Below are 22,052 nucleotides of genomic sequence, written 5' to 3'. Positions count from 1 at the left end.
GACTCACAAGACCTCGCGCGCCGCATGACCGACCTCGGCATCCCGGTGCTCGATGGCACCGTCGCCGGCCTGTTGGCTGTGCGTAACGTGCTCGCCTACCGAGACTTCGTGCTCCGGCCGAGCATCGCTGCACCGTGGACACCTGAAGCTGCGGTCACTGAACGATGGCGCGCCCGTCTGTCTGAGCCGCGCCACCTGACCGAATCGGAAGGTCTGGATCTGCTGGCGGACTACGGCGTGCCAGTGATGGCCCACGCCATCGCGCACGACGTCGACGCGGCACTGGTCGCGGCCGACGAGATCGGCTATCCGGTCGTGTTGAAAACAGCGGTCGACGGGATCTTGCACAAGTCCGATGTTGGCGGCGTGGTCCTCAACCTCGTCGATGCCGACAGCCTGCGCGAGGCCTACGCCGACTTGAGCGATCGGCTCGGCAACGCAGTGCTCGTTGCGCCGATGATCATTCCGGACGTGGAGATGGCGCTCGGCGTCGTGTCCGACCCACAGTTCGGCTCGATGGTTCTCGTGGCGGGCGGTGGCGTGTTCATCGAGGTGCTCGGTGACCGTCAGCTCGGGCTGGTCCCGATCGACGCGCCGATCGCTCGGCGCATGATCAACAAACTCGCAATCACGCCGATTCTCGATGGTGTGCGCGGTCGTCCCGCTGCGGACAAGGAAGCTGTCGCCGTCGCCTTGGTCGCGTTGTCACACCTCGCCGCTGATGTCGGCGACCTTATCGCTGAGCTCGACGTCAACCCGCTCGCGGTGAGCACTGACGGATGCGTCGCGCTCGACGCGCTGGTCATCCCACACGCCGCAATTGAGGCCGCGACCCGCGCCCTTGAGGCCACCCTCGCCGAAGCCGATCCATCCGAATCCAATGCACGGCCCGACGCGCTTGCCGCATCGGCCAACCCCCAGGAGTCCAACGTGAACACTTTCAACGCCCTCGTCGTCCGTGAAGCAGAGGAAGGCAACCCGAAGTCGGCTGCCGCCTCGATTGAGCAACTGACCGACGCCGACCTGCCCGTTTACGCCGGCACGGAATCAGTCGTGGTCGACATCGACTACTCGTCGCTCAACTACAAGGACGGCATGGCGCTGACGGGCAAGGGGCGAATCATCCGCTCGTTCCCGATGGTGCCGGGCATCGATTTCGCCGGCACGGTTGTGTCGTCAGAGTCCGATCGCTTCGCTGCTGGCGACGGCGTGATTCTCACCGGCTGGGCCGTCGGCGAGCGCTACTGGGGCGGCTACAGCCAGCGCCAGCGGGTGCAGGCCGACTGGCTCGTGAAGCGGCCCGAGTCGATGACCAGCGAGCAGGCAATGGGGATCGGCACGGCCGGTCTCACAGCGATGCTCTGCGTGCTTGGCCTTGAAGCTGGAGGCGTGCGGCCCGACCACGGACCGATCGTCGTCACGGGTGCCGCGGGCGGTGTGGGCAGTGTGGCGATCGCGCTGCTGTCGAAGCTTGGCTACGACGTGACCGCTGTAACGGGCCGGCCGGAGGAGCACGACTATTTGCGTTCACTCGGTGCGTCTGGGTTCCTCTCCCGCGACGAGATGTCTGCAGCTCCGAAGCCGCTCGAGGCCGAAACGTGGGCCGGTGCGGTCGACGTCGTTGGCTCCAACATGCTTGCCAAGATCATTGCCCAGACGAAGTACCAGGGCACCGTGACGGCGTGTGGCCTCGCAGGCGGAATCGACCTGCCGAGCACGGTGATGCCGTTTATCCTGCGTGGCGTCCGGCTCCAGGGCATCGACTCGGTCATGGCGCCGCTCGCCGACCGTGCAGCGGCATGGTCGCGTCTCGCCACTGATCTGTCGAGTGACCTACTGGCAGCGATGACTGAAGTTGTTCCGATGTCGTCGCTGCCCGAACAGGGCGAGGCGATCATGAGTGGCAAGACCCGCGGCCGCGTGGTGGTCAACCCCAACGCCTGATCTGGTTGCTGCGGCTGATCGTCAGTCGTCACCGAGTTCGTCGACGAACTTGCGGATGATGTCGTTGTTCTGAGCGATGTCGCCGATGACCTTCACCTTGGTGTGTTCGCCGCGCAACTTGGAGAGGGCATCTTGCTGATCGCCGACGTAGCCAAGCGCGAACGCTCCCTGCTGGTAGCCCATCATTTTCAGTAGGTCGTCGTCGAGTGTGCGTGCGACCTCTTGGGAACAGGCCAGGTATTGGTTCTCTTCCTGGCGAACCCAGCCGACCGAGTACGTGATGTTGACGCCTTGGCGCACCGCGTTGCTCACGTTCGCGCCAGCGCCGTGCAGCACCTTGCCGTCGTAGAACAACACGCTGCCACGCCGCATCGTTGCTTGCCCACTCGGCACGTCGTGGGCCGCGGCGTCGTCTTTGGCCGACGTGCCCGGATGGATGTGTGTGGCGCCGTTGTCTGCGGTGAAGTCGGTCATCGCCCACATCGTGTTGCACTGCACGTGGTAGTCGGCAGGGAACTCGAAGAAGTCGAAAGCCATCTGGTCGCGATGAGGCTTCTGTTTCGTTTCGCCGGGGCCGACCGAGATCAGTTGCGTGAGGTGGAGTTGCTGGGCGGTGGCATGTCCGAGAAAGTGCCGCACGGTGTCGACAACGGTGGGGTGCATGACCAACTCGCGTGATGCGGGACACCGTTCGATGAGCGATCCGGTGCGGCGCGTAAATTGGCCGTCGTATTCGTCGCGCCCAGCGTCAGAGGCAGCAACGTATGGTTCGACCTCGCCAGCGAGGCGGTCCATGAGCGCAGCATCGGCAAGGTCGTCGATGATTGCATATCCGTGAACAGCGATGAACGTGCTGACCTCACGGGGGTCGGCATCGCGGTCGAAATGTTTCAGCGCCATCTGGGAATGGTAGGCGTAGTGGTTGGTCGTGGCCCACTAACGTCGAGTCATGACTCGCCTTGTCGTTCACGCTGATGACGTCGGCATGTGTCATGGAGCAAACTCGGCGTTCGTTGAGCTCAGCCATCGTGGGGGAATCACATCCGGCTCGGTGATGGTGCCGTGTCCTTGGTTTGCCGAGATCGCCGATCTTGCTCAGCACGATGATCGCCTCGATGTCGGCGTCCATCTCACACTCAACGCTGAGCAGGCGCAGTATCGCTGGCGGCCAGTGAGCGGTGTCGGGAGGTCATCCGGCCTCGTCGACGCTGATGGGTATCTGTGGCGCAGCGTCGCTGACACACGAGCGAATGCTCATCCCGAAGCGGTCGAGACCGAGTGGCGTGCACAGATTGACACGGCCCTCGCCGCCGGAATCGACGTCACTCATCTCGACGCCCACATGGGCTCGGCCCTCGGGCCCGAATGGTGCGATCGCTACATCGAGGTCGGCATTGACTACGGCATTCCTGTCTTGATCACGCGAACGCTGAGTGGTTATGGGCCGAACAACCACCTCGTCGGCGTGGACGATGCGGACTTCGATCGCTTCGTCGCACAGGCGCACGCGGCGGGCATGCCCGTGTTCGACGCGGTGCTCGAAACCGACTTCTCTCGGCCACGGAATACGCCAACGGCCTATGAGGCCATGTTGACCGCACCGGATGTTTTGGCACACGATCTGGTGTTCTGTGCATTTCACCCGTGCGCACCGGGCCCTGGAGAGATCGAAGTGATCGAGCCCGACTGCTGGCACGTCCGGACCGATGAGTATGCGTTCTTCGCCACCGATGAATGGTTGGCCGTCCTCGATGCTCAGCCGTTCGAACTCACCACGATGAAAGAGTTGCGCGCCGACTACCGGACTACACGTCGAGCCCTGGCCGATGCCTCGCCGGTCTGAGCTCAGCTCAGCTTGTACCGGTCGGCGTCGGTGACGAAGTCGGCGTGTCCGTACAGCTCGAGGAGCTCGGCGAGTCGTCGGTTGAGTCGTGCATCAACGCGGCCGGACACAACAGGGAGACGCAGGCCCACCCGGTAGAACGCCGTTTTGATCGCCAGGGAACCCACGGCGACACCAGCAGCCACCTTCTCGCTCTGACCCATGGTGATACCGATCGAGGCGGCCCGTTCCGTGTCGCCGCCGAGAAAGCTCTTAATCAATACGAACTTCGAGAATCCGTTCTCGAGCCATGCATGTAGTCGGCCTGTGAGCGACGAGGTGTCGAACAGGTCGGCTTCCATGGTCCCGCGCACCAGCGCGCCGCATGTTTCGTCGTCGTAGCCCTCGCGCAGCGAAACGTGCCGGGCCATCAGCAGGTCGACGATCTCTTGGGGCGTTTCGCCGAGCAGGTTCTCCGGAAGGCCGAGAAGGAAGCATCGGTAGCGCGACAGTTCGACGCTGGCCCGCTGCTCGGGGGTGAAGTCGGTTTGCCCCTTCTTCAACAGTTGTGCGGACATCAAGAAGACGCCGATCAGCCCAGCGGGCATTTGATCTGCCTGCGGAATCGGAATGCCGTAGGTGGCGACATCCCACTTGCCCGAATTGAGGATGTGGTAGCGAACCATCGAGTGCATGAGGCGGACCTTCGCAGCAGCTTCGAACCCTTTGCCCGATCGGTCGAGGGCCCCGGGCATCGTGGTCGCGGTGAAGAAGCTCGCTGTCTCGAAGACTCGCTTGGCCGCCGCCTCGTCGGACAGCGTTCCGGTCATCGTCATCGGAAGCGCTGCGTACTTGTTGAGGAATGTGGCGAGGAACGCCCCGCGGATTGCCAGCGGGGTGGCGGTCGCCATTGGAATCCGTTCTGCTCGGGCGCCTTGGGCAACGAGCGTCATGTCGACCCAGGCTGGCGTGGCTTCCATCGCGGCGATCAGATCGACGAGTTCTTGCGGTGCGTTCTCGACGTTGTCGACGCCGCGTTGACACGCGGCCTCCAGCATTTCGACCAGAGTCCGGAAGCCGTGCGTGGGGATTAATGCGGCGTAGGCGTCGGCAATGCGGTCGCCGGTCATCGTGGCGTTGCGCATTGTCTCAAGCAGCTCTGGCCGGTCGAACACTCGGCTCACGGCGGTTCTGGTTGCTGCGAATCGCTCGTCGTTGAGCGTGGCCTCGCTATCGAGGCGTTCTGGCACCACGGTGAAGTCGACCTCGCCGTAGATCTCCGGGAGGGCATCTCGTTGCTGAGTGACGCTGTCGGTGTAGGCCTGTGCCTGCATCTTGCTACCTGCTTCTTGTCGAGCTGACGATTGTCAGCGTACGCCCAAGAGGGCGGTGGCTTGATGAGCGGCGTGCGGTGCGATCAGACGCCGATGACGTCGAGGCCGATCGCGCGTGCAGCCCGCGCCTGTCGGACGTCGAACGTGAGCAATGTCGTCGCTGAGCCTGCCCGTTGCGCCGCTCCGAGGTGGATCGAATCGAGTGAACGGCAGAGTGTTTGCTCAGCGATCATCGCCGCTGCCGACATGGTCGTCGCATCGAGGCTGACAAGCGCGAACGCGTCGAGATCAACTGCGAAGGCTTGCCGCTGCGTATCAAGCTCCTCACCGTCGAGCAGCCTGGCCAAGTTGCGCCGCACTTCGACCTCGGTCAATCGCGATGTCACCAGCACGGGGTCGCTCTTCAGTAACTCCGCTGCGACGGCTGAATCGTGCTCGTCGACATAGCGCTTGAGCAGCGCACTTGAATCGACGTAGAGGGTCATCCGCGGTCTTCGGCGAGCGTTTCGATCGACGACCGTGGTGACCGGATTGGGGTTGCGTCGCCGAGACGTGTTCGGCGGGGAGCTTCGATCCACCCCTCATCGATGCCGCGGTCAACATCGGAGGTAGCGGTATACGCCACCAGCCGTGCGATCGGTCGCGACCGGTCGGTCACAATCACCTCTTCACCGTTCGAGGCGCGAGCGAGGTACTCGGACAGGTTGGCCTTCAGCTCTCGTACTCCCACCGACATGTGACCACAGTAGCATCCGATGTAGTCACACAGATGTCTGGTCGCGGTTGGGGTCAGACCCCAACCGCGACTGCAGGATCAGTTGGCCACTTCGAGGATGCGTACCGGGAGTTCGCGGGGGCCGCGAATCTGGCCGACACTCCAGCGGGTGTCGCCGGCGAGTTCGAAGCGCGGGAAGCGCTTGATGAACTCCTCAATGGCAACCTTCAGCTCCAGTCGGGCCAGGTTCGAGCCGAGGCACCGGTGGATGCCGAGACCGAACGCGGCGTGGCGGTTCTCCTCGCGATCGACGATGAATGAGTCAGGATCCTCGAACTTCTTCGGATCACGGTTTGCAGCCGGGAACGGCAGGAGCACCCAATCGTCTTTCTTCATCGGGCAGCCGTGGAAGTCGTTGTCCTTGGCAACCAACCGCGCCATCGTGACTGGTGCGTATGCACGAAGGAACTCCTCTAAGGCGAACGTCATCACGTCGGGATCGTCGAGTAGGCGCTGGTGATCTTCGGGATGCTGCGCGAGGTGCCACAGCGACGAGCCGATTGCCGACCATGTTGTGTCGATGCCCGCGACGAGCAACAAGACGACCATGCCGCCGATGACGGGGTCGTCCAGCTTGTTTCCATCGAGTTCGACATTCATCAAGTAGCTCGTGAGGTCATCGCGAGGATTCACACGATGGTCGTCGATCTGTTCCTGGATGTAGACACCGAGGTCGTCTCCGCCCTCGCGGGTTCCGGGCTCCTCGTTGATGCGCTCTAAAACGTCGTGGACGAACGTGCGAAACAACTCCTCGTCCTGCTCCGGGAAACCAAGCATCCGCCCGATCACGTTCACAGGAATGTTCTGCGCGTACTGCACAGCGGCGTCGACGATGCTCTCGCCGGGGGTGATCTTACCCATTTCGTCCAGGAGGTTCTGGCACAAACGCCGGATCTCAGGCTCCCAGGGCTCGATCATTTTTGGCGCGAAGGCCGGCAGGAGGAGCCTGCGGGCCACGTTGTGGAACGGCGGATCGCTCGTGATCGGCGGGGCACCACCGATTGGAGCCGGAAGTGCCCGGTCACCGGGCCGTCCAACGCCGACCACGACAGCGCGGCTCGTGAAGTTCTCGGTGTCGTAGGCAATTTCGGTGACGGTGTCGTCGGTGACGGGGACCCACATGCCGCCGTAACGATCGGAATGAGCGACGGGGCAGCCGCCTTCGCGCAACTCTTTCCACACCTTGGGTGCGTTCGGGTTGTACGCCGGGTCGGCGTGGTCGAAGTCGGTGCGTGGGTCGGCGACCGGGCCGTAATCGTCAGCGTTGTATGGCACTCGTTGCCAGAGGTCTGTTCCGTCCGGGCGACTGCCAATGATGAAGTCGAGAATCTCACCGTCGCGCTCGATGGAGATGATCTTGTTGCCCGTGGCCTCGTCGATCCTGGTCAAATAGTTCGCCGTATTTGTCATGTCATCCGTTTTCCGTGATCGTGATCGCGTACTCGGGGCAGTTCGATGCAGCGAGACGGGCCTTGCCGTACAACTCGGCGGGGACGTCGCCCTCGACGATCAACATGGCCTGGCCATAGTCGTCGACGTCGAACAATTCGGGCGCCAACGCGTAACAACGGTTGTGGCCTTGACACTTCTCGGCATCGAGATGCACACGCATGAAGGGATCGTAGATGCCGGGATGTTCCTGGACCCAGTGCCACGGCAACTTTTTCGAACACCGTTCCAATTCTGTCGCCCGACAATCGTCGTGTCGGTAAACGACAGCACCCGGCCTGGCCACCGAAGTGGCGCAGGCCGGGTGCTGGATTCGTTACTCAGGCCGCTGTGACCAGGCCGATGTGATCAGACCAGGTCGAAACGGTCGGCCTCCATCACCTGTGCCCACGCAGCGGCGAAGTCGTTGGCGAACTTTGCACCAGCGTCGTCGGCTGCATAGACGTCGGCAATTGCACGCAGGATCGAGTTCGACCCGAATACGAGGTCGTTGCGGGTGCCAGTCCACAACAGATCGCCAGTCGTGCGATCCTTGCCTTCGAACACATCTTCAGCGCCCGATGCAGCGGACCACTGGGTGCCCGGGTCCATCAGGTTGACGAAGAAGTCGTTGCTGAGAACCCCGACCTGCTCGGTGAGCACGCCGTGGTTGTCGGTGGAGACACCGAGCACGCGGAGACCACCGACAAGGGCCGCCATTGCAGGAGCGCCGAGGCCGAGCAGATGTGCCCGGTTGACGAGCAGGTGCTCGGCAACATGGCTGGTGCCCTTGCCCAGGTAGTTCCGGAAGCCATCGTTCATTGGCTCGAGCCATGCGAACGACTCTTCGTCGGTCTGCTCGGCAGTGGCGTCGCCGCGGCCGGTGCTGACGTTGACGGAGACGTCGTGTCCGCCTGCCTTGGCAGCGGCCTCGACAGCAGCAGCGCCACCGAGCACGATGAGGTCAGCCATCGAGACGTTGACTCCGACGCTGGACTGCACGCCTTCGAGGGCGCTGAGCACACGGGCGAGCTGGTCGGGGCTGTTGGCATCCCAAGCGTTCTGCGGTGCGAGGCGGAGTCGACCACCGTTGGCACCGCCGCGCATGTCGCTCTTGCGGTAGGTAGAGGCCGAAGCCCACGCCGTCTCGACAAGCTCGGTGATGGTGAGGCCAGCACCCATGATCGCGGCCTTGACCGTTGCCACGTCGGCGTCGCTGAGCGCGGCGCCGACGGGGATTGGATCTTGCCAGAGCTGCTCGGGGGCGACTTCGGCGCCGAGCAGGCGAACATGAGGGCCCATGTCGCGGTGGAGGAGTTTGTACCAGGCGCGAGCAAACGCATCGTCGAGCTGCTCGGGGTTGTCGCGGAAGCGCTGCGAGATGGGCCCGTAGATCGGGTCCATCTTCATGGCCATGTCGGCCGTGCTCATCATCGGTGCGTGGAACACATCGGGACGCTGGGCGTCGGGGACGGTGCCGGCGAGTGCCGGGGCAGTCCACTGCTTGTGGCCAGCTGGGCTCTCGGTCAGCTCCCAGTCGTTGTCCATCAGTGTCTCGAGGTAGTTGTTGTCCCACTTGGTCGGCGTGGAGTTCCAGGCGCCTTCGAAACCGGATGTGGTGGCGTGGATGCCGACGCCGCTCTCGAAGTCGTTCTTCCAACCGAGCAACTGCTGCTCCATCGGGGCGCCCTCGGGCTCGGTCTTGACGTCACCTTCCGGGCCGGCACCGTGCATTTTGCCGAAGGCGTGGCCGCCGGCCACCAGGGCAACGGTCTCTTCGTCATTCATAGCCATGCGGCCGAAGGTTTCGCGAATGTCGCGGCCAGACCCGATTGGGTCGGGGTTGCCGTTCGGGCCTTCGGGGTTGACGTAGATGAGGCCCATCTGCACCGCGCCAAGCGGTGTCTCCAGGACGCGGTCACCGCTGTAACGCTGGTCGTCGAGCCAGACGTTTTCGGGGCCCCAGTAGACGTCTTCTTCGGGTGCCCAGACATCTTCACGGCCGCCGGCGTAACCGAAGGTCTTGAAGCCCATCGACTCCATTGCGACGTTGCCGGTGAGGAGCATCAGGTCGGCCCAGGAAATCTTGCGGCCGTACTTTTGCTTGATCGGCTCGAGTAGGGCACGCGCCTTGTCGAGGTTGCCGTTGTCGGGCCAGCTATTCAGCGGAGCGAAACGCTGCTGGCCAGCGCCGCCACCACCGCGACCGTCGTGGGTGCGGTAGGTGCCAGCCGAGTGCCAAGCCATGCGGACGAAGAATGGGCCGTAGTGCCCGTAGTCAGCCGGCCAGAACTCTTGGGAGTCGGTCATGAGCGCCGTGAGGTCGGCTTTCACGGCGGCAAGGTCGAGGGATTTGAACTCGGCGGCGTAGTCGAAGTCGTCGCCCATCGGGTTCGAGTTCGCAGCGCCCTGATGCAAGATGTTGAGGTTGAGCTGATTCGGCCACCAGTGCTGATTGGCCGAGCTGCCGGTCGCGGTGTGCGGGCTTTGCAGCACCGGGCACTTTGCCGACGAATCGTTGATGTCGAGGGCTGACCCCTCGGGCAGTTGATCTGAATCGCTCATGGTTTGCTCCTTGTGGTTCTTGCGGGATGTTTGCGGGATGTTGCGGGATGTTGCGGGATGGAGATCTGGTTGTGCTGAAGTGTTTACGCCGACTCGGCGGTTGCACTTGACTCGGACTTGCGGCAGGTGGGGCAACGGCCCCAGTAGATGACTTCGGCTTCGTCGACTTCAAAGCCATGATCGTCACTGGCGGTGAGGCATGGGACTTCGCCCGTCGCGCAGTCGACATCGAACATGGTGCGACAGCTACGACAGATCAGGTGGTGGTGATTGTCGTCGACTCGGGTTTCGTAGCGCGCCGGTGACCCAGCTGGCTGGATCCGACGGACGAGGTTCTTGTCGACGAGCATGCCGAGTGAGTCGTAGACCGATTGGCGTGAGATCGCGCCGAGTTGTGAACGCACTTCGTCGCCCAACTCGTCGGCCGTGGCATGGGGGTGTTCCGCAACGACGCGCAGGATTGCGAGCCGTTGAGCAGTGACCTGCACACCGTGTTGGCGGAGGAGTTCTAGCGCTGTGTCGGACACAACTCCATCAGACCACAAGTTTTGTACTGTGTCAACTATTGGTCTTTGTCTCGCTGGCCTGAACTCAGTTCGGTTTGTACTGGTCTGCACCGGTCACGAAGCCGACCTTGCCGTAGATCTCAGAGATGGCATTTCGTTGCTGCGTGACGCTGTGGGCGGAGGCCTGTGCGAACCCGAACTGCCCGCTACTGAGGGGGTCCGCGCGCTCAGTGTTCGCGCCCCCATGGGAGTACTCACATTGCGGGCGGCGAGTATTCTCATCGGCATATGCAAACCCAGCTGTTCATCGGTGGCCAATGGCGAACTTCATCTACGGACTCCACGTTCGACGTGTTTGACCCGGCGACGGGTGACCTGATCGTGGCCGTTGCCTCGGCGTCGGCCGACGACGCCAGGGCCGCGTGTACCGCGGCGCACACCGCACAGCAGCATTGGGCCGCTGTTGCTCCGCGAGATAAGGCAGAGGTTCTGCGGCGCTGTTTTGAAATCATGCACGAGCACCGCGACGAACTCGCCCGGCTGATCGTGCGCGAGTCGGGCAAGCCTCTCGCCGACGCCGTCGGCGAAGTTGGATATGCCGCTGAGTTCTTCCGCTGGAACTCGGAAGAGGCGGTGCGTATTCGTGGGTCGATCGGAACAGCACCGTCGGGCAACAACCAAATCATCGTCCGGCATCCTCCGGTTGGCGTCGTGGTGATCGTGACGCCGTGGAACTTCCCTGCCGCGATGATCACCCGCAAGTTGGCGCCCGCGCTCGCTGCTGGCAACGCCGTGGTCATCAAGCCGCCTGCCGAAACCCCGCTCACGGCGCTCCGGCTCGCCGAATTGTTCGCCGAAGCGGGGATCCCCGACGGCGTGATCAACGTGACGCCGACGGCTGACGCTGGCGCGTGGTTTGATGCTGCTGTCGAGCATCGCGCGACCCGCATGGTGTCGTTCACTGGCTCCACGGCGACGGGGCAGAAGCTGCTGCGGCGTTGCGCCGATCGGGTTCTGAAAGTCGTGATGGAACTCGGCGGCAACGCACCGTTCATTGTGTTCGATGATGCCGACATCGACGCCGCCGTGGCCGGGGCGATCACGGCCAAGATGCGCCACTCAGCGCAGACCTGCACAGCGGCTAACCGGTTCTTCGTACAGGCTGGCGTGGTCGACGAGTTCACGGCGAAGCTCACGGCGGCCATGGGCGCGGTCGCGATCGGGGACGGCATCACCGAAGGGGTCGAGTGCGGCCCGCTGATCCACGATGCTGCAGTTCAGAAAGTCGAGGCGCTCGTCGAAGCTGCCGTAGCGGCGGGTGCCAAAATCGAGGTCGGCGGCCATCGGCTGGATCGGCCGGGCAGTTTCTTCGAGCCGACCGTGTTGAGCAACGTCGCGTTCGATTCTCTGATCACCCGTGAGGAGATCTTTGGCCCGGTTGCGCCGATCATCACGTTCACCGACATTGACGAGATGATCAATCACGCCAACGACACGGAGATGGGTTTGATCGGCTACGTGTTCACCAGCGATCTGGCCCGCGGTCTCAATGTCGGCGAGCGACTTCAGGCTGGAATGGTTGCGCTCAATCGCGGCGCCATCTCGGATCCGGCAGCGCCCTTTGGTGGCATGAAGCAGTCGGGTCTTGGGCGTGAGGGTGCCAGCGAAGGCATCTATGAGTTTTGCGAGACGCAGTACATCGGCGTCGCCTACTGAGTCGGCAGTCGCTTCACCGGTCGCTTCACCACTCGGCGCCGGGTTGACGGCGCGCTGAGCCACCGCGCAGTTTGAAGTTTGACAGGCGTGCATCGAGCACCTCGACCAATCGATCGACGTGTTCGGACGAGAACGTGAGCGGCGGCCGGATCTTGAGCACGTTGGTGCTCGGCCCGGTCAACCCGATGAGGATGCCGTCGTGGCGTAGCTCGGTTGCGAGGCGTCGGCCGTCGTCGTAGGCAATCGGTGCGCGCGTCGCCCGATCGGCGACGAGGTCGAGGCCCCAGAACAGACCGCCACCCTGGACGTTGCCGATCACCGGGTGCCGCGAGGCAAGTTCGGCGAGTTGGGTCGAGAGTCGAGTTCCCATGGCGCTGGCGTTGTGCAGGAGTTGTTGGTCTTCGATCACGTCGAGCACCGAGTTGGCGACTGCCGCCGACACCGGGTTGCCGCCAAAGGTGTTGAAGTACGACCGCCGCTCAGCGAACGCTGCAGCAATCTCTGGAGTGGTGACCACGGCCGCCACCGGATGCCCCGCACCCATCGGCTTACCGATCGTGACGATGTCGGGCACCAGGCCGTACGACGTGTGGCCCCAGAAGTCGTTGCCGAGCCGGCAGTAGCCCGACTGCACCTCGTCGGCGATGACCAACCCGCCCGCAGCGCGGATGAGTTGTGCGGACCGTTCCACGTAGCCATCGGGTGCAACGAGTACGCCGTTCGAGTCCCAGCTCGGGTCGACCAGCCACGCGGCTGGCCGATGGCCGCGCTGGTTGAGTGCGTCGAGTTCGTCGGTGAGGAGGTCGGCGTAGCGTTCGCCGAGATCGGCACCATCCCGGTCTGGGTCAGCGAGATCTGGATCATCGGCGCGGAAGCGTCCGCGATAGTCGTTCGGCGCGTCGATGACGCCGAGCCAGTCGGGACGATCCGTGGCCGGATAGCCGTCGGTCGACAGCAGCGACACCAACGATGAGTTGCCGTGATAGCTGTGCTCACTCACGACGACGCCATGCTGGCCAGTGACCGTGCGGGCGATCTCGACGGCCAAGTCGTTGGCCTCGGTGCCGGTGCACACGAAGTAGCACGTCTGGAGGCCGTCGGGGAGCATGGAGCCGAGCCGTTCGGCCAGGCGCACGACCTCCTCGTGGAGATAGCGGGTGTGCGTGTTGAGTTGGGCGGCCTGGCCAGCGAGTGCCGCCACGACACGGGGATGGGCGTGGCCGACTGATGGCACGTTGTTGTAGCAGTCGAGCAGTCGGTTCCCGTCGACATCGGTGACCCAGACGTCTTCACCGCGTACGAGGTGCACTGGGTCGTCATAGAACAGTTGGTAGGAGGGAGCCAAGGCCGATTCGCGTCGCGCTCGCAGGTCGTTGTTCATGTACGTTCTGTTGTTCATCTGCGTTCCGTCGTATCGAGTTGGTGATGCAGTGCCGCCGTGGTTGCACTCGGATCAAGTTCGCCCCAACGCGAGAGGTTCGCCTGGTAGCTCGGCAGTTCACTGGCAATCTCTGTGAGTCGATGCGAGGGCGCGTGTCGCGCTTGATATTCCACGAGGAGCAGACCGAGCACGATACGAGTCAATACGAGATCGGCGAGCAGGTCGACTTCGTTGCTGTCGAGTGGCATTGCTGAGTGGTAGCCGGCGGCGATCGAGCCCAGTGCGGCGCATTGGTTCGGGTGGCAATCGATGAAACTTGCCCCGCAGATGGCGAGGTCGGCGATCACCGCGGTCTTGGCGATATCGCCGAAGTCGATCACGCCGATCACATCAGTTGTGTCCTGCGTTCGCCGGAGCAGGTTGCCCCGATGTCCGTCGTTGTGGACGACCTGGTGTCGTGTGCCCGCGAGCGAGGAAGCAGCAGATTCGACACGCTCGCGGTACGGCGCAGCGCACGCCCTGCCCTCCGGACTCAGATCTGTCCAGAGTTCCTCGTTGGAGACCATGCCGCTGTCGAGTGACCAGGCCATGAAGTTGGTGGCCGCAGCGTGTTCGAATCCGCGGAACGCCGAGGCGAGACGACCTTGAGATGCGCCGACCCCGACGAGCGCGTCGGGCCCGAGCGAGCCCGCCGAGTCGAAGGTGACGCCGGGCAGAAACGTCAGGAGCCGGGCCGACATCGAGACGCCGTCCGATTCCAGGTTGACGATGCGTTCGCCCGCCATGGCCTGCACCACTCGGGGGACCAGTAATTCCGGGTCGGCTTGAGCGAGGTGGTCGAGCGCGGCGCATTGGAATTCGGCGACAGAGCGATCCTCGCTCGAACTGGCGATTTTGAGAACGAAGACGTCGCCGCCACTGGTGGTGACCCGTGTGTTTTGATCGCGTTCGCCGTCGAGACGGTTGAGCGAACCTTCGAGTCCCCAGTGCTGTCGCAAAAGTACGCGACGAACATCTTCGTCGACCTCGGGCGGGTCAAAGCGGAGGTCGCTTGGCTGCAGTCGCGGTGCCACACCGTCACGTCCGTTACTCATGATCGGGCGGCGATCAGCCGATCTCGACGAGTGCCTTGTCGAGTGCGTCGAGCGCGTGGTCGATTTCGTCGGCGGTCACGGTCAGCGGTGGCATGAATCTCAGCGTCGTTCCCGCAGAGCCGGCTGTCATCGTGATCAGGTTACCCTCGTGCAGGCAGTGCTGTACCACGGCCGACGTGTGTGCAGCAGTGTCGAACTGAGCCGCGATCATCAGCCCGAGCGCACGCACGTGTTGGATGGCTGGATGACGCTCCTGCAGATCGCGTAACCCGTCGGCCAACTGTGTGCCTCGGTCGTTGACCGCGTCCATGAACCCGTCGGCGGTGAGGATCTCGATCGTTGCCAGCGCCGCGGCACAGCCGATGGGGTTGCCGCCGTAGGTGCCGCCGTGTGAGCCGGTCGGCCAACGATCGTCGAGGTCGCGCCGCGTTCCCAGCGCCGAGAAGGGGAATCCCGAGGCGATTCCCTTGGCCATGCAGATGACGTCAGGCTTGATGTCGTAGTGCTCGATCGCGAACATTTTCCCCGTCCGACCGAAGCCCGACTGGACCTCATCGGCAATGAAGAGCATTCCGTGTTGCTTGCACCGAGCATCGAGGCCTTCGATGAATCGGGCCGGAGCCGCGATGTAGCCACCTTCGCCGAGCACTGGCTCGATGATGATTGCAGCGGTCTCGGCCGGCGACGTCATGGTGGCCAACATGTCGTCAAGTGCCCGAAGTGCCCGGTCGATTTCGTCGTCGACGTCGGCCGCGTGCACGTTTGGGTACGGGGTCGCGAAGATGCCCGAAGGAAGCGGCGCATGTCCGGCTCGGTAGACGTTCTTCGATGTGGTCATCGCCATGGCCTGATGCGTGCGCCCGTGGAAGCTGCCCTGCACCACAATGATGTTCGGGCGACCGGTCGCCTGCTTGGCGAGCTTCACGGCAGCCTCGGTGATTTCGGCACCTGAATTCGCGTAGAAAAAGGTGTCGATTCCGTCGGGGCTCAGTTCGGTGAGTCGAGCCGCCAGCGGTTGCATCAGGTCGTGGGTGTAGACGTTGGCCTGGGCGTGGATGAAACGTTTGGCCTGGTCGGTGATTGCCTGCACCACATGCGGATGCGAGTGGCCGGTCGAGGTAACGGCGATGCCGCCGGAGAAGTCGAGGTAGCGGTCACCGGAGGTGGTGGTGACCCACGAGCCCTCGCCGGAGGCGACTTCGAGGTCGGTGACCTTGAACCAGACGTTCGACAGGTTGGCAGTGTCGGTCGCCATGGTTAGTGCTTGATCATGACGTGCTTGACTTCGGTGTACGCCTCGACGGCATACATCGACATGTCTTTGCCGTATCCCGAGTTCTTGAACCCACCGTGCGGCATTTCCGACACGATCGGAATGTGGTCGTTGACCCAGACGCATCCGAACTGCAACGCCTTGCTCATTCGCATCGCGCGGCCCACGTCGCTCGTCCACACGCTTGCTGCGAGGCCGTAATCGACGTCGTTCGCCATCTCCAGTGCGGTGGCTTCGTCGGCGGCTGATTGCACGGTGACCACCGGGCCGAACACTTCCTGCTGGATGATCTCAGCGGTCTGCGGGGATCCGATCACCACCGACGGCTCATAGAAAAAGCCGCCGCCTGCACCGCGGTTGCCGCCGACGGTGACTTCGGCGCCAGCGTCGCGCGCGCGATCGACGAAGCCTGCGACACGATCGAGGTGTGCCGCCGAGATGACCGGGCCCATCTCGGTGTCAGCTGACATCGGATCGCCCATCTTCACCTTGCTGACCGCGTCGGTCAACTTGTTCACGAAGTCGTCGTGCACCTTCGACCCGGCGATCACTCGGCACGGGGCTGTGCAATCCTGCCCCGAGTTGTAGAACGCCATGCCCTGCAGCATTTCGACGGCGGCGTCGACATCGGCATCGTCGAAGATGATGACCGGCGCCTTGCCCCCGAGTTCGAGATGGACCCGCTTGAGCGTCTCGGCCGATGACCGAGCCACCGACTTGCCAGCGCCCACGCTGCCGGTGATCGACACCATGGCGATGCCGGGGTGCTCGGTGAGTGCCACGCCGGTTGTGCCGCCTTGCCCACACACCACGTTCACGACGCCGGGTGGGAGCACGTCGGCTGTCAGCTCAGCGAAACGCAGCGCGGTGTACGGAGTCAGCTCGGACGGCTTGAGCACGACGGTGTTGCCGGCAGCAAGCGCGGGACCGAGCTTCCATGTGGCCATATTCAGTGGGTAGTTCCACGGGGTGATCGATCCGATGACCCCGATTGGGTCGCGGCGGATCATCGACGTGTATCCCTCGAGGTACTCACCAGCGGCTTTGCCTTCGAGGAAGCGACATGCGGATGCGAAGTAGCGCCAGTTGTCTTTCGTGAGGTCCATCTCGAACTCGACGATGCCGACCGGCTTGCCGACGTTCAGGCATTCGAGTTGGGATAACTCGTCGATGTTCTCTTCGACGATGTCTGCGACTCGATGGAGGATCTCGCTGCGGGCGCGTGGCGTGATGCCGGCCCAGCCGCCGAACGCAGCGCTCGCTGCCCGTACGGCTGCATCGACATCGGCGGCCGAGGACGACGGCACTTCGCCCAGAACCTCGCCGGTTGCCGGGTTGAGGACGGCGTCGGTGGCACCGTCTTGAGCGGGCTGCCAGTCGCCGTTGATGAAGTTTGCGGTTGCGAGTGCCATGGCGGTGCTCCCTGAGAAGATGCGCGACCGGCAGGGGCGCCGAGCCGGAAATTAGTCGTGAATTAGTCGTGAATTAGTCGTGCAGCTGAGTGCGGATGATTTCTCGACACGACGGAAGTCGTCGTGTTACTGTCATCTTCACACGATTTACGTTGCAGATCCAGTAGTTGTTCACGGATCGAGTTGTCGCTTGCGTTACTTCTCGACCCGGCGATACCCATGCTGAGCAGCGTTACTTCGGCTTCGCATGTCGATGCCGACCCACCCCAAGGACCAGTCATGAACCACGAAGAACTCGCCGAGCTCGGCAACCGCCACCTGTGGGGGCACTTCTCCACGGTCGGCGGCGGAATTGACACGGTGCGGATCATGGAGCGAGGCGATGGCTGCTACATCTGGGACGACCAGGGCAACCGCTACCTCGACGGTCTCGCCGGGCTGTTCACCGTCCAGGTCGGACACGGTCGTGTCGAACTTGCCGAGGCCGCCCGCGCACAGGCCGAGAAGATGGCGTACTTCCCCATCTGGACCTACTCGCACCCAATGGCCATCGAGCTGGCCGCGCGCCTCGCCTCGCACGCCCCTGGTGACCTGAACCGTGTGTTCTTCACCACCGGTGGTGGCGAAGCAGTGGAGTCCGCCTGGAAGCTCGCCATGCAGTACTTCCAGTCCGTCGGTCAGCCGCAGAAGCGCAAGGTCATCAGCCGGTACCTCGGCTACCACGGCACCACCATGGGGGCGCTCTCCATCACCGGCGTCCCCGGGCTGCGCAATACCTTCGAGCCCCTCGTACCTGGTGCATTCAAAGTCGCAAACGCGAACGAGTACCGCTGTTCGATGTGCGCGTTGGCCGGAAGCTGCAACCTGTCGTGCGCGAACGACATCGAGCAGATGATCCTGCGTGAAGGCCCTGACACCGTGGCCGCGGTGTTCGTGGAACCCGTCCAGAACTCCGGTGGGTGTTTCGTTCCCGCCGACGGTTACATGCAGCGCGTTCGTGAGATCTGCACCCAGTACGACGTCTTGATGGTGTCCGACGAGGTCATCTGCGCATTCGGCCGCCTTGGCCACATGTTCGGTGCTGATCGCTTCGGTTACGTCCCCGACATCATCACCTGCGCCAAGGGGCTGACTTCGGGGTACTCCCCGCTCGGCGCGATGATCGTGAGCGACCGCCTCGTGGAGCCGTTCATTAACTCGACGAACCGCTTCCTGCACGGCTTTACCTTTGGTGGCCATCCTGTGAGCTGCGCCGTCGCCATGGCCAACCTCGACATCTTCGAGAACGAAGGCATCTTGCAGCACGTACTCGACAACGAGGCCGAGTTCCGCCGTCAACTCGAGACGCTGAAGGATCTGCCGATCGTCGGCGACGTCCGCGGTGCGGGCTACTTCTATGGCATCGAAATGGTCAAGGACCGCAAGACCAAGCAAACGTTCAACGCGGGCGAATCAGAGCTGCTGATCCGACGCGTGCTCTCTGAATCGCTGCTCGAGGCTGGATTGATCTGCCGCGCTGACGACCGCGGCGACCCGGTGATCCAACTCTCGCCGCCGCTCATCGCCGGCCCAGAACAGTTCGAAGAGATCGTCACAGCGCTGCGGACCGTGTTACTCAAGGGCATGGCCGAGCTGGGAATGTGACGTCGAGCCCGAACTCGATGACCTTCAGGCAGCAGCGACCCACGATGAACGAACCTGACCAGCATGAGCTCGACGACCTCGACAAGTCCATCGTGCGCGCGATGCAGCGAGACGGACGACTGCCGTATTCGCAACTGGGTGCCGAGATCGGGCTCAGCGAGTCGGCCACCCGCCAACGAGTGAATCGACTCACCGAACGCGGCGTCATGCAGATTGTCGCGGTCACCGATCCAGCCAAGATCGGGTTGCCTGTTCAGGCGATGCTCGGGATCAATGTCGACGGCGACATCAGCGTCGTTGCCGACGCACTCGCGGCAGTCGAGCAATTCGAGTACGTCGTCGTGGCCGCAGGCAGGTTCGACATTCTCGCCGAAATCGTGTGCTCGGACAGCGACGACCTGTTGCGGATCGTGAACAACCGAGTCCGCAGCATCCCAGGCGTTCGCGGGACCGAGATCCTCACCTATCTCAAACTGGTCAAGCAGACCTACAACTGGGGAACCGGCTGACTCTGACCATGACGACGACCGCGCACACGACCATCACTACGACTGGGAACACGACTGAGCGAGCCCGTAAATCGTGTCGGCAGTGTGAACTCGCCCGAGTGCTGTTCTGGCAGACCGCGACTCGCGTCTAATGTGCCCGCCGACGACATATCCGAGGAGTGAAGGACCGCACGTGGAACAGCTGATGAACGCATGTAGCCCGTTGGAGATTGATCGTCCATGACGTCAACAGATCACGTCATCGAGTTGCGCAAGGTACGCAAAGCGTTCGGTGACTTCGTCGCCGTCGAAGAAGCAGATTTCACGATTCGCGAAGGAGAGTTCTTCGCGATGCTCGGCCCGTCGGGGTGCGGCAAGACCACCACGCTTAAGATGATCGCTGGGTTCGAACAGCCCACGGCTGGACAGGTGATTCTCAACGGCGAAGACGTCAGCCGAGTCCCTCCCTACAAGCGCAACGTGAACACGGTCTTCCAGCAGTACGCGCTCTTTCCGCACATGACGGTGGCCGACAACGTGCGCTTCGGGCCCCGCTCGAAGAAGCGATCGAAGGCCGATTACGAGGCAAGCGTCGCGGAGATGCTCGACATCGTGCGGCTCGGAGACTTCGCCAGCCGCAAACCATCGCAGCTCTCGGGCGGCCAGCAGCAACGTGTTGCGCTTGCTCGAGCGCTTGTCAACTACCCGAGCGCCCTGTTGCTCGACGAGCCGCTTGCCGCGCTCGACCTGAAGCTGCGCGAAGCAATGCAGTTCGAACTCAAACGCATCCAGCGCGACGTCGGCATCACGTTCGTGTTCGTCACTCACGACCAGGGTGAGGCACTCACCATGAGCGACCGCATCGCGGTCATGAGCGAGGGCCGCGTCGAGCAGATCGGCACGCCCGAAGAGATCTACAACAGCCCGGCCACCCTCTTCGTTGCCGGGTTCATCGGCTCGGCGAACCTGCTGCCCGGAGAAGTGCGCGGACTCGACGGTGACGATGTCGTCGTCGAGCTCACCAGTGGTGCGACCGTGCGCGCCCGGGCATCTCGCGAGCATCAACTTGGCTCCCAGGTGTCACTCATGTTGCGTCCCGAGCGACTTCGGGCGTCGGTCGAACCGAGCTCCAACGGCCGCTCTATTCTCGGCACAGTCACCGACCTGGTCTTCCAAGGCGCCACCGCCCGCTTGGGGTTGCGCTTGGCCGACGACAGCGAAGTGATTGCCACCGTGGCCACAGGGTCTGACCTGCCGTTCCTGTTGCCCGGCGCGCCCGTGCACGTCGTGTGGGACCCCGGCGCGGCATACGTGCTTGCGGGTTGGCCCAACCGGCCCGGCCTGACCGCCAACGACATCGACACGCTCGAAGCTCATGCAAGTTGACCGATCGCCAATGACCCCAGCAATCTCCGACGACCTTGCAGCGTCGGTCTACGAAAGGAAATTCACACCATGAACTCTCCAAACAATGATCCGCTTTCTCGCATGTCGCTGAGCCGCCGCCGGCTTTTTGCACGTGCCGGCATGATGGGTGCGGCCGGGATGTCGCTGCCCGCGATCCTGGCAGCGTGTGGTGGCAGCAGCGACGGAGCGTCCAGCTCCGACACATCGGCCTCGGGCTCGCAAGCACCGCTCGGTGGTGGTGGCAACTCGCTGTTCTTCGAGAACTGGCCGGAATACATCGACCCGACCGAGGAAGGTCTCATGGGCACCGTGGAACGGTTCATGGCAGCCAGCGGCGTCGAGATGAACTACGCCGAGACCTACAACGACAACGTTGAGTACTTCGCCAAGATCCAGCCGCTGCTGGGCAACGGCAAGCCAATCGACCCCGATCTCATCGCTCCTACCTCCTGGCTCGTCGGTCGTCTCATCAGCCTGGGCTGGGTCGACAAGCTCCCGATCGACTTGGTGCCCAATGCCGCAAACCTGCGTGCCGACCTGCAGAAGCCGGCATGGGATCCAACCGGTGAGTACTCGCTGCCGTGGCAGACCGGATTCGCAGGCATCGCGTACAACATCGAATCAACCGGCCGCGAGCTGAAGAGCACCGAGGACCTGTTCGACCCTGCCTTCAGCGGCAAGATCGGCATGCTCACCGAGATGCGCGACACCATGGGCCTGCTGATGCTGGCTGACGGAGTGGACATCTCGACCGTGTCAACGTTCGACGCCGCTGCCAACGCCTTCGACCGGCTGGAAGCCGCCAAGAACGACGGTCAAATCCGACGCTTCACCGGCAACGACTACCTCAACGACCTGAGCACCGGCAACTTTGCTGCGTGCGTCGGCTGGTCTGGCGATGTCGTGCAGTTGGCAGTGGAGAACCCCAACATCCGCTTCGTGATTCCTGAAGAGGGCGGCACGAGTTGGGCTGATGCCATGGTCATGCCCAAGGGCGCTGTCAACCGCGACGCGGCAGCCAAGTGGATGGACTTCTGTTACGACCCGGCCCAGGCCGCACAGATCACTGCGTGGGTGCAATACGTGTCGCCCGTCGCCGGTGTCCAGGCCGAACTCGAAAAGATCGACCCCGAGTTGGCCGTCAACCCGCTGTTGTTCCCTGACGACGCGACCCTGGCTCGGACCCACTCCTTCGCCAACCTCGACGAAGGAGTCGAAGCGGAGTACGACGCTCGCTTCTCCGCGATCACCGGCGCCTGACCG

Annotated in this window: 19 protein-coding genes and 1 pseudogene; 8 read left to right on the top strand and 12 right to left on the bottom strand. The window is 63.2% G+C overall.

Going from position 1 to position 22,052, the window contains the following annotated elements:
- Positions 1 to 24 precede the first annotated feature (24 nt).
- Both ACH2EI_RS00230 and ACH2EI_RS00225 read left to right on the top strand, forming a co-directional pair.
- Positions 25 to 792, top strand: a pseudogene (locus ACH2EI_RS00230) (acetate--CoA ligase family protein); the annotation flags it as partial.
- Between the two features lie 138 nt (positions 793 to 930).
- Positions 931 to 1,944: an MDR family oxidoreductase gene (locus tag ACH2EI_RS00225; RefSeq protein ID WP_395155214.1), complete on the top strand. Its 1,014-nt coding sequence runs from the start codon at positions 931 to 933 to the stop codon at positions 1,942 to 1,944.
- Positions 1,945 to 1,965: 21 nt separating this feature from the next.
- On the opposite strand, the gene ACH2EI_RS00220 is transcribed toward ACH2EI_RS00225, so the two are convergent.
- Complete coding sequence (locus ACH2EI_RS00220; protein WP_395158795.1) at positions 1,966 to 2,844, bottom strand: phytanoyl-CoA dioxygenase family protein; 879 nt, start codon at positions 2,842 to 2,844, stop codon at positions 1,966 to 1,968.
- Between the two features lie 49 nt (positions 2,845 to 2,893).
- Here ACH2EI_RS00220 and ACH2EI_RS00215 point away from each other — a divergent pair, with 49 nt between their 5' ends.
- Complete coding sequence (locus ACH2EI_RS00215) at positions 2,894 to 3,787, top strand: polysaccharide deacetylase family protein (RefSeq protein ID WP_395155209.1); 894 nt, start codon at positions 2,894 to 2,896, stop codon at positions 3,785 to 3,787.
- A gap of 2 nt (positions 3,788 to 3,789) precedes the next feature.
- Here ACH2EI_RS00215 and ACH2EI_RS00210 read toward each other — a convergent pair whose 3' ends face one another.
- From ACH2EI_RS00210 to ACH2EI_RS00180, 7 genes are all read right to left on the bottom strand, one after another.
- Positions 3,790 to 5,100, bottom strand: coding sequence for an oxygenase MpaB family protein (locus ACH2EI_RS00210; protein WP_395155208.1), 1,311 nt, complete (start codon positions 5,098 to 5,100; stop codon positions 3,790 to 3,792).
- An 83-nt stretch (positions 5,101 to 5,183) separates the two neighbouring features.
- Positions 5,184 to 5,585, bottom strand: a complete 402-nt coding sequence (locus tag ACH2EI_RS00205; protein WP_395155207.1) for a type II toxin-antitoxin system VapC family toxin — start codon at positions 5,583 to 5,585, stop codon at positions 5,184 to 5,186.
- Positions 5,582 to 5,836, bottom strand: a complete 255-nt coding sequence (locus ACH2EI_RS00200; protein ID WP_395155206.1) for a type II toxin-antitoxin system Phd/YefM family antitoxin — start codon at positions 5,834 to 5,836, stop codon at positions 5,582 to 5,584. The genes ACH2EI_RS00205 and ACH2EI_RS00200 overlap by 4 nt, the downstream gene beginning before the upstream one ends.
- 78 nt (positions 5,837 to 5,914) lie before the next feature.
- Complete coding sequence (locus ACH2EI_RS00195; protein ID WP_395155205.1) at positions 5,915 to 7,285, bottom strand: cytochrome P450; 1,371 nt, start codon at positions 7,283 to 7,285, stop codon at positions 5,915 to 5,917.
- Between the two features lies 1 nt (position 7,286).
- The gene (locus tag ACH2EI_RS00190; RefSeq protein WP_395155204.1) at positions 7,287 to 7,487 is read right to left on the bottom strand and encodes a ferredoxin; all 201 of its coding nucleotides are present in this window, start codon (positions 7,485 to 7,487) and stop codon (positions 7,287 to 7,289) included.
- Between the two features lie 185 nt (positions 7,488 to 7,672).
- Complete coding sequence (katG, locus tag ACH2EI_RS00185) at positions 7,673 to 9,868, bottom strand: catalase/peroxidase HPI (RefSeq protein ID WP_395158793.1); 2,196 nt, start codon at positions 9,866 to 9,868, stop codon at positions 7,673 to 7,675.
- 83 nt (positions 9,869 to 9,951) lie between these two features.
- Positions 9,952 to 10,395, bottom strand: coding sequence for a Fur family transcriptional regulator (locus tag ACH2EI_RS00180; protein WP_395155202.1), 444 nt, complete (start codon positions 10,393 to 10,395; stop codon positions 9,952 to 9,954).
- Positions 10,396 to 10,662: 267 nt separating this feature from the next.
- On the opposite strand from ACH2EI_RS00180, the gene ACH2EI_RS00175 reads away from it, so the two are divergent.
- Positions 10,663 to 12,090 (top strand): NAD-dependent succinate-semialdehyde dehydrogenase, encoded by a 1,428-nt coding sequence (locus ACH2EI_RS00175; protein WP_395155201.1) that lies wholly within the window; start codon positions 10,663 to 10,665, stop codon positions 12,088 to 12,090.
- Between the two features lie 25 nt (positions 12,091 to 12,115).
- On the opposite strand, the gene ACH2EI_RS00170 is transcribed toward ACH2EI_RS00175, so the two are convergent.
- The 4 genes from ACH2EI_RS00170 to ACH2EI_RS00155 are packed head-to-tail and all read right to left on the bottom strand — an operon-like array spanning position 12,116 to position 17,250.
- Positions 12,116 to 13,489, bottom strand: a complete 1,374-nt coding sequence (locus ACH2EI_RS00170) for an aminotransferase class III-fold pyridoxal phosphate-dependent enzyme (RefSeq protein WP_395158791.1) — start codon at positions 13,487 to 13,489, stop codon at positions 12,116 to 12,118.
- Positions 13,486 to 14,565, bottom strand: coding sequence for a phosphotransferase (locus tag ACH2EI_RS00165; protein ID WP_395155199.1), 1,080 nt, complete (start codon positions 14,563 to 14,565; stop codon positions 13,486 to 13,488). The genes ACH2EI_RS00170 and ACH2EI_RS00165 overlap by 4 nt, the downstream gene beginning before the upstream one ends.
- A 13-nt stretch (positions 14,566 to 14,578) precedes the next feature.
- Entirely contained in the window at positions 14,579 to 15,820 is a 1,242-nt protein-coding gene (locus ACH2EI_RS00160) for an aspartate aminotransferase family protein (RefSeq protein WP_395155198.1), read from the bottom strand.
- 2 nt (positions 15,821 to 15,822) lie between these two features.
- On the bottom strand, positions 15,823 to 17,250 hold the full coding sequence (locus tag ACH2EI_RS00155; RefSeq protein WP_395155197.1) for a gamma-aminobutyraldehyde dehydrogenase: 1,428 nt from the start codon (positions 17,248 to 17,250) through the stop codon (positions 15,823 to 15,825).
- A 279-nt stretch (positions 17,251 to 17,529) separates the two neighbouring features.
- Here ACH2EI_RS00155 and ACH2EI_RS00150 point away from each other — a divergent pair, with 279 nt between their 5' ends.
- The 4 genes from ACH2EI_RS00150 (at position 17,530) to ACH2EI_RS00135 (ending at position 22,049) form a co-directional block, all read left to right on the top strand.
- A complete protein-coding gene (locus ACH2EI_RS00150; protein ID WP_395155196.1) occupies positions 17,530 to 18,894 on the top strand; it encodes an aspartate aminotransferase family protein in 1,365 nt (454 codons plus the stop codon).
- A gap of 44 nt (positions 18,895 to 18,938) precedes the next feature.
- Positions 18,939 to 19,403, top strand: coding sequence for an Lrp/AsnC family transcriptional regulator (locus tag ACH2EI_RS00145; RefSeq protein WP_395158789.1), 465 nt, complete (start codon positions 18,939 to 18,941; stop codon positions 19,401 to 19,403).
- A gap of 219 nt (positions 19,404 to 19,622) precedes the next feature.
- Positions 19,623 to 20,768 carry an ABC transporter ATP-binding protein gene (locus ACH2EI_RS00140; RefSeq protein ID WP_395155194.1) on the top strand — a complete coding sequence of 382 codons (1,146 nt, stop codon included), beginning with the start codon at positions 19,623 to 19,625 and terminating at the stop codon, positions 20,766 to 20,768.
- Positions 20,769 to 20,870: 102 nt separating this feature from the next.
- Positions 20,871 to 22,049 (top strand): PotD/PotF family extracellular solute-binding protein, encoded by a 1,179-nt coding sequence (locus ACH2EI_RS00135; RefSeq protein ID WP_395155193.1) that lies wholly within the window; start codon positions 20,871 to 20,873, stop codon positions 22,047 to 22,049.
- Positions 22,050 to 22,052: the final 3 nt, after the last annotated feature.

It is taken from the genome of Ilumatobacter sp. (assembly GCF_041688325.1).
In the GTDB taxonomy this organism is placed as follows: domain Bacteria; phylum Actinomycetota; class Acidimicrobiia; order Acidimicrobiales; family Ilumatobacteraceae; genus Ilumatobacter_A.
Note: the sequence above shows the minus strand (reverse complement) of the source record. Positions and strands in the feature narration are given on the sequence as shown.

Coding starts and splice junctions, on each gene's coding strand:
- ACH2EI_RS00150 (WP_395155196.1), top strand. CDS start 17,530: ATGAACCACGAAGAACTCGCCGAGCTCGGCAACCGCCACCTGTGGGGG.
- ACH2EI_RS00145 (WP_395158789.1), top strand. CDS start 18,939: ATGAACGAACCTGACCAGCATGAGCTCGACGACCTCGACAAGTCCATC.
- ACH2EI_RS00170 (WP_395158791.1), bottom strand. CDS start 13,489: ATGAACAACAGAACGTACATGAACAACGACCTGCGAGCGCGACGCGAA.
- ACH2EI_RS00140 (WP_395155194.1), top strand. CDS start 19,623: ATGACGTCAACAGATCACGTCATCGAGTTGCGCAAGGTACGCAAAGCG.
- ACH2EI_RS00190 (WP_395155204.1), bottom strand. CDS start 7,487: ATGCGTGTGCATCTCGATGCCGAGAAGTGTCAAGGCCACAACCGTTGT.
- ACH2EI_RS00160 (WP_395155198.1), bottom strand. CDS start 15,820: ATGGCGACCGACACTGCCAACCTGTCGAACGTCTGGTTCAAGGTCACC.
- ACH2EI_RS00220 (WP_395158795.1), bottom strand. CDS start 2,844: ATGGCGCTGAAACATTTCGACCGCGATGCCGACCCCCGTGAGGTCAGC.
- ACH2EI_RS00195 (WP_395155205.1), bottom strand. CDS start 7,285: ATGACAAATACGGCGAACTATTTGACCAGGATCGACGAGGCCACGGGC.
- ACH2EI_RS00210 (WP_395155208.1), bottom strand. CDS start 5,100: ATGCAGGCACAGGCCTACACCGACAGCGTCACTCAGCAACGAGATGCC.
- ACH2EI_RS00155 (WP_395155197.1), bottom strand. CDS start 17,250: ATGGCACTCGCAACCGCAAACTTCATCAACGGCGACTGGCAGCCCGCT.
- katG (WP_395158793.1), bottom strand. CDS start 9,868: ATGAGCGATTCAGATCAACTGCCCGAGGGGTCAGCCCTCGACATCAAC.
- ACH2EI_RS00215 (WP_395155209.1), top strand. CDS start 2,894: ATGACTCGCCTTGTCGTTCACGCTGATGACGTCGGCATGTGTCATGGA.
- ACH2EI_RS00135 (WP_395155193.1), top strand. CDS start 20,871: ATGTCGCTGAGCCGCCGCCGGCTTTTTGCACGTGCCGGCATGATGGGT.
- ACH2EI_RS00200 (WP_395155206.1), bottom strand. CDS start 5,836: ATGTCGGTGGGAGTACGAGAGCTGAAGGCCAACCTGTCCGAGTACCTC.
- ACH2EI_RS00175 (WP_395155201.1), top strand. CDS start 10,663: ATGCAAACCCAGCTGTTCATCGGTGGCCAATGGCGAACTTCATCTACG.
- ACH2EI_RS00165 (WP_395155199.1), bottom strand. CDS start 14,565: ATGAGTAACGGACGTGACGGTGTGGCACCGCGACTGCAGCCAAGCGAC.
- ACH2EI_RS00205 (WP_395155207.1), bottom strand. CDS start 5,585: ATGACCCTCTACGTCGATTCAAGTGCGCTGCTCAAGCGCTATGTCGAC.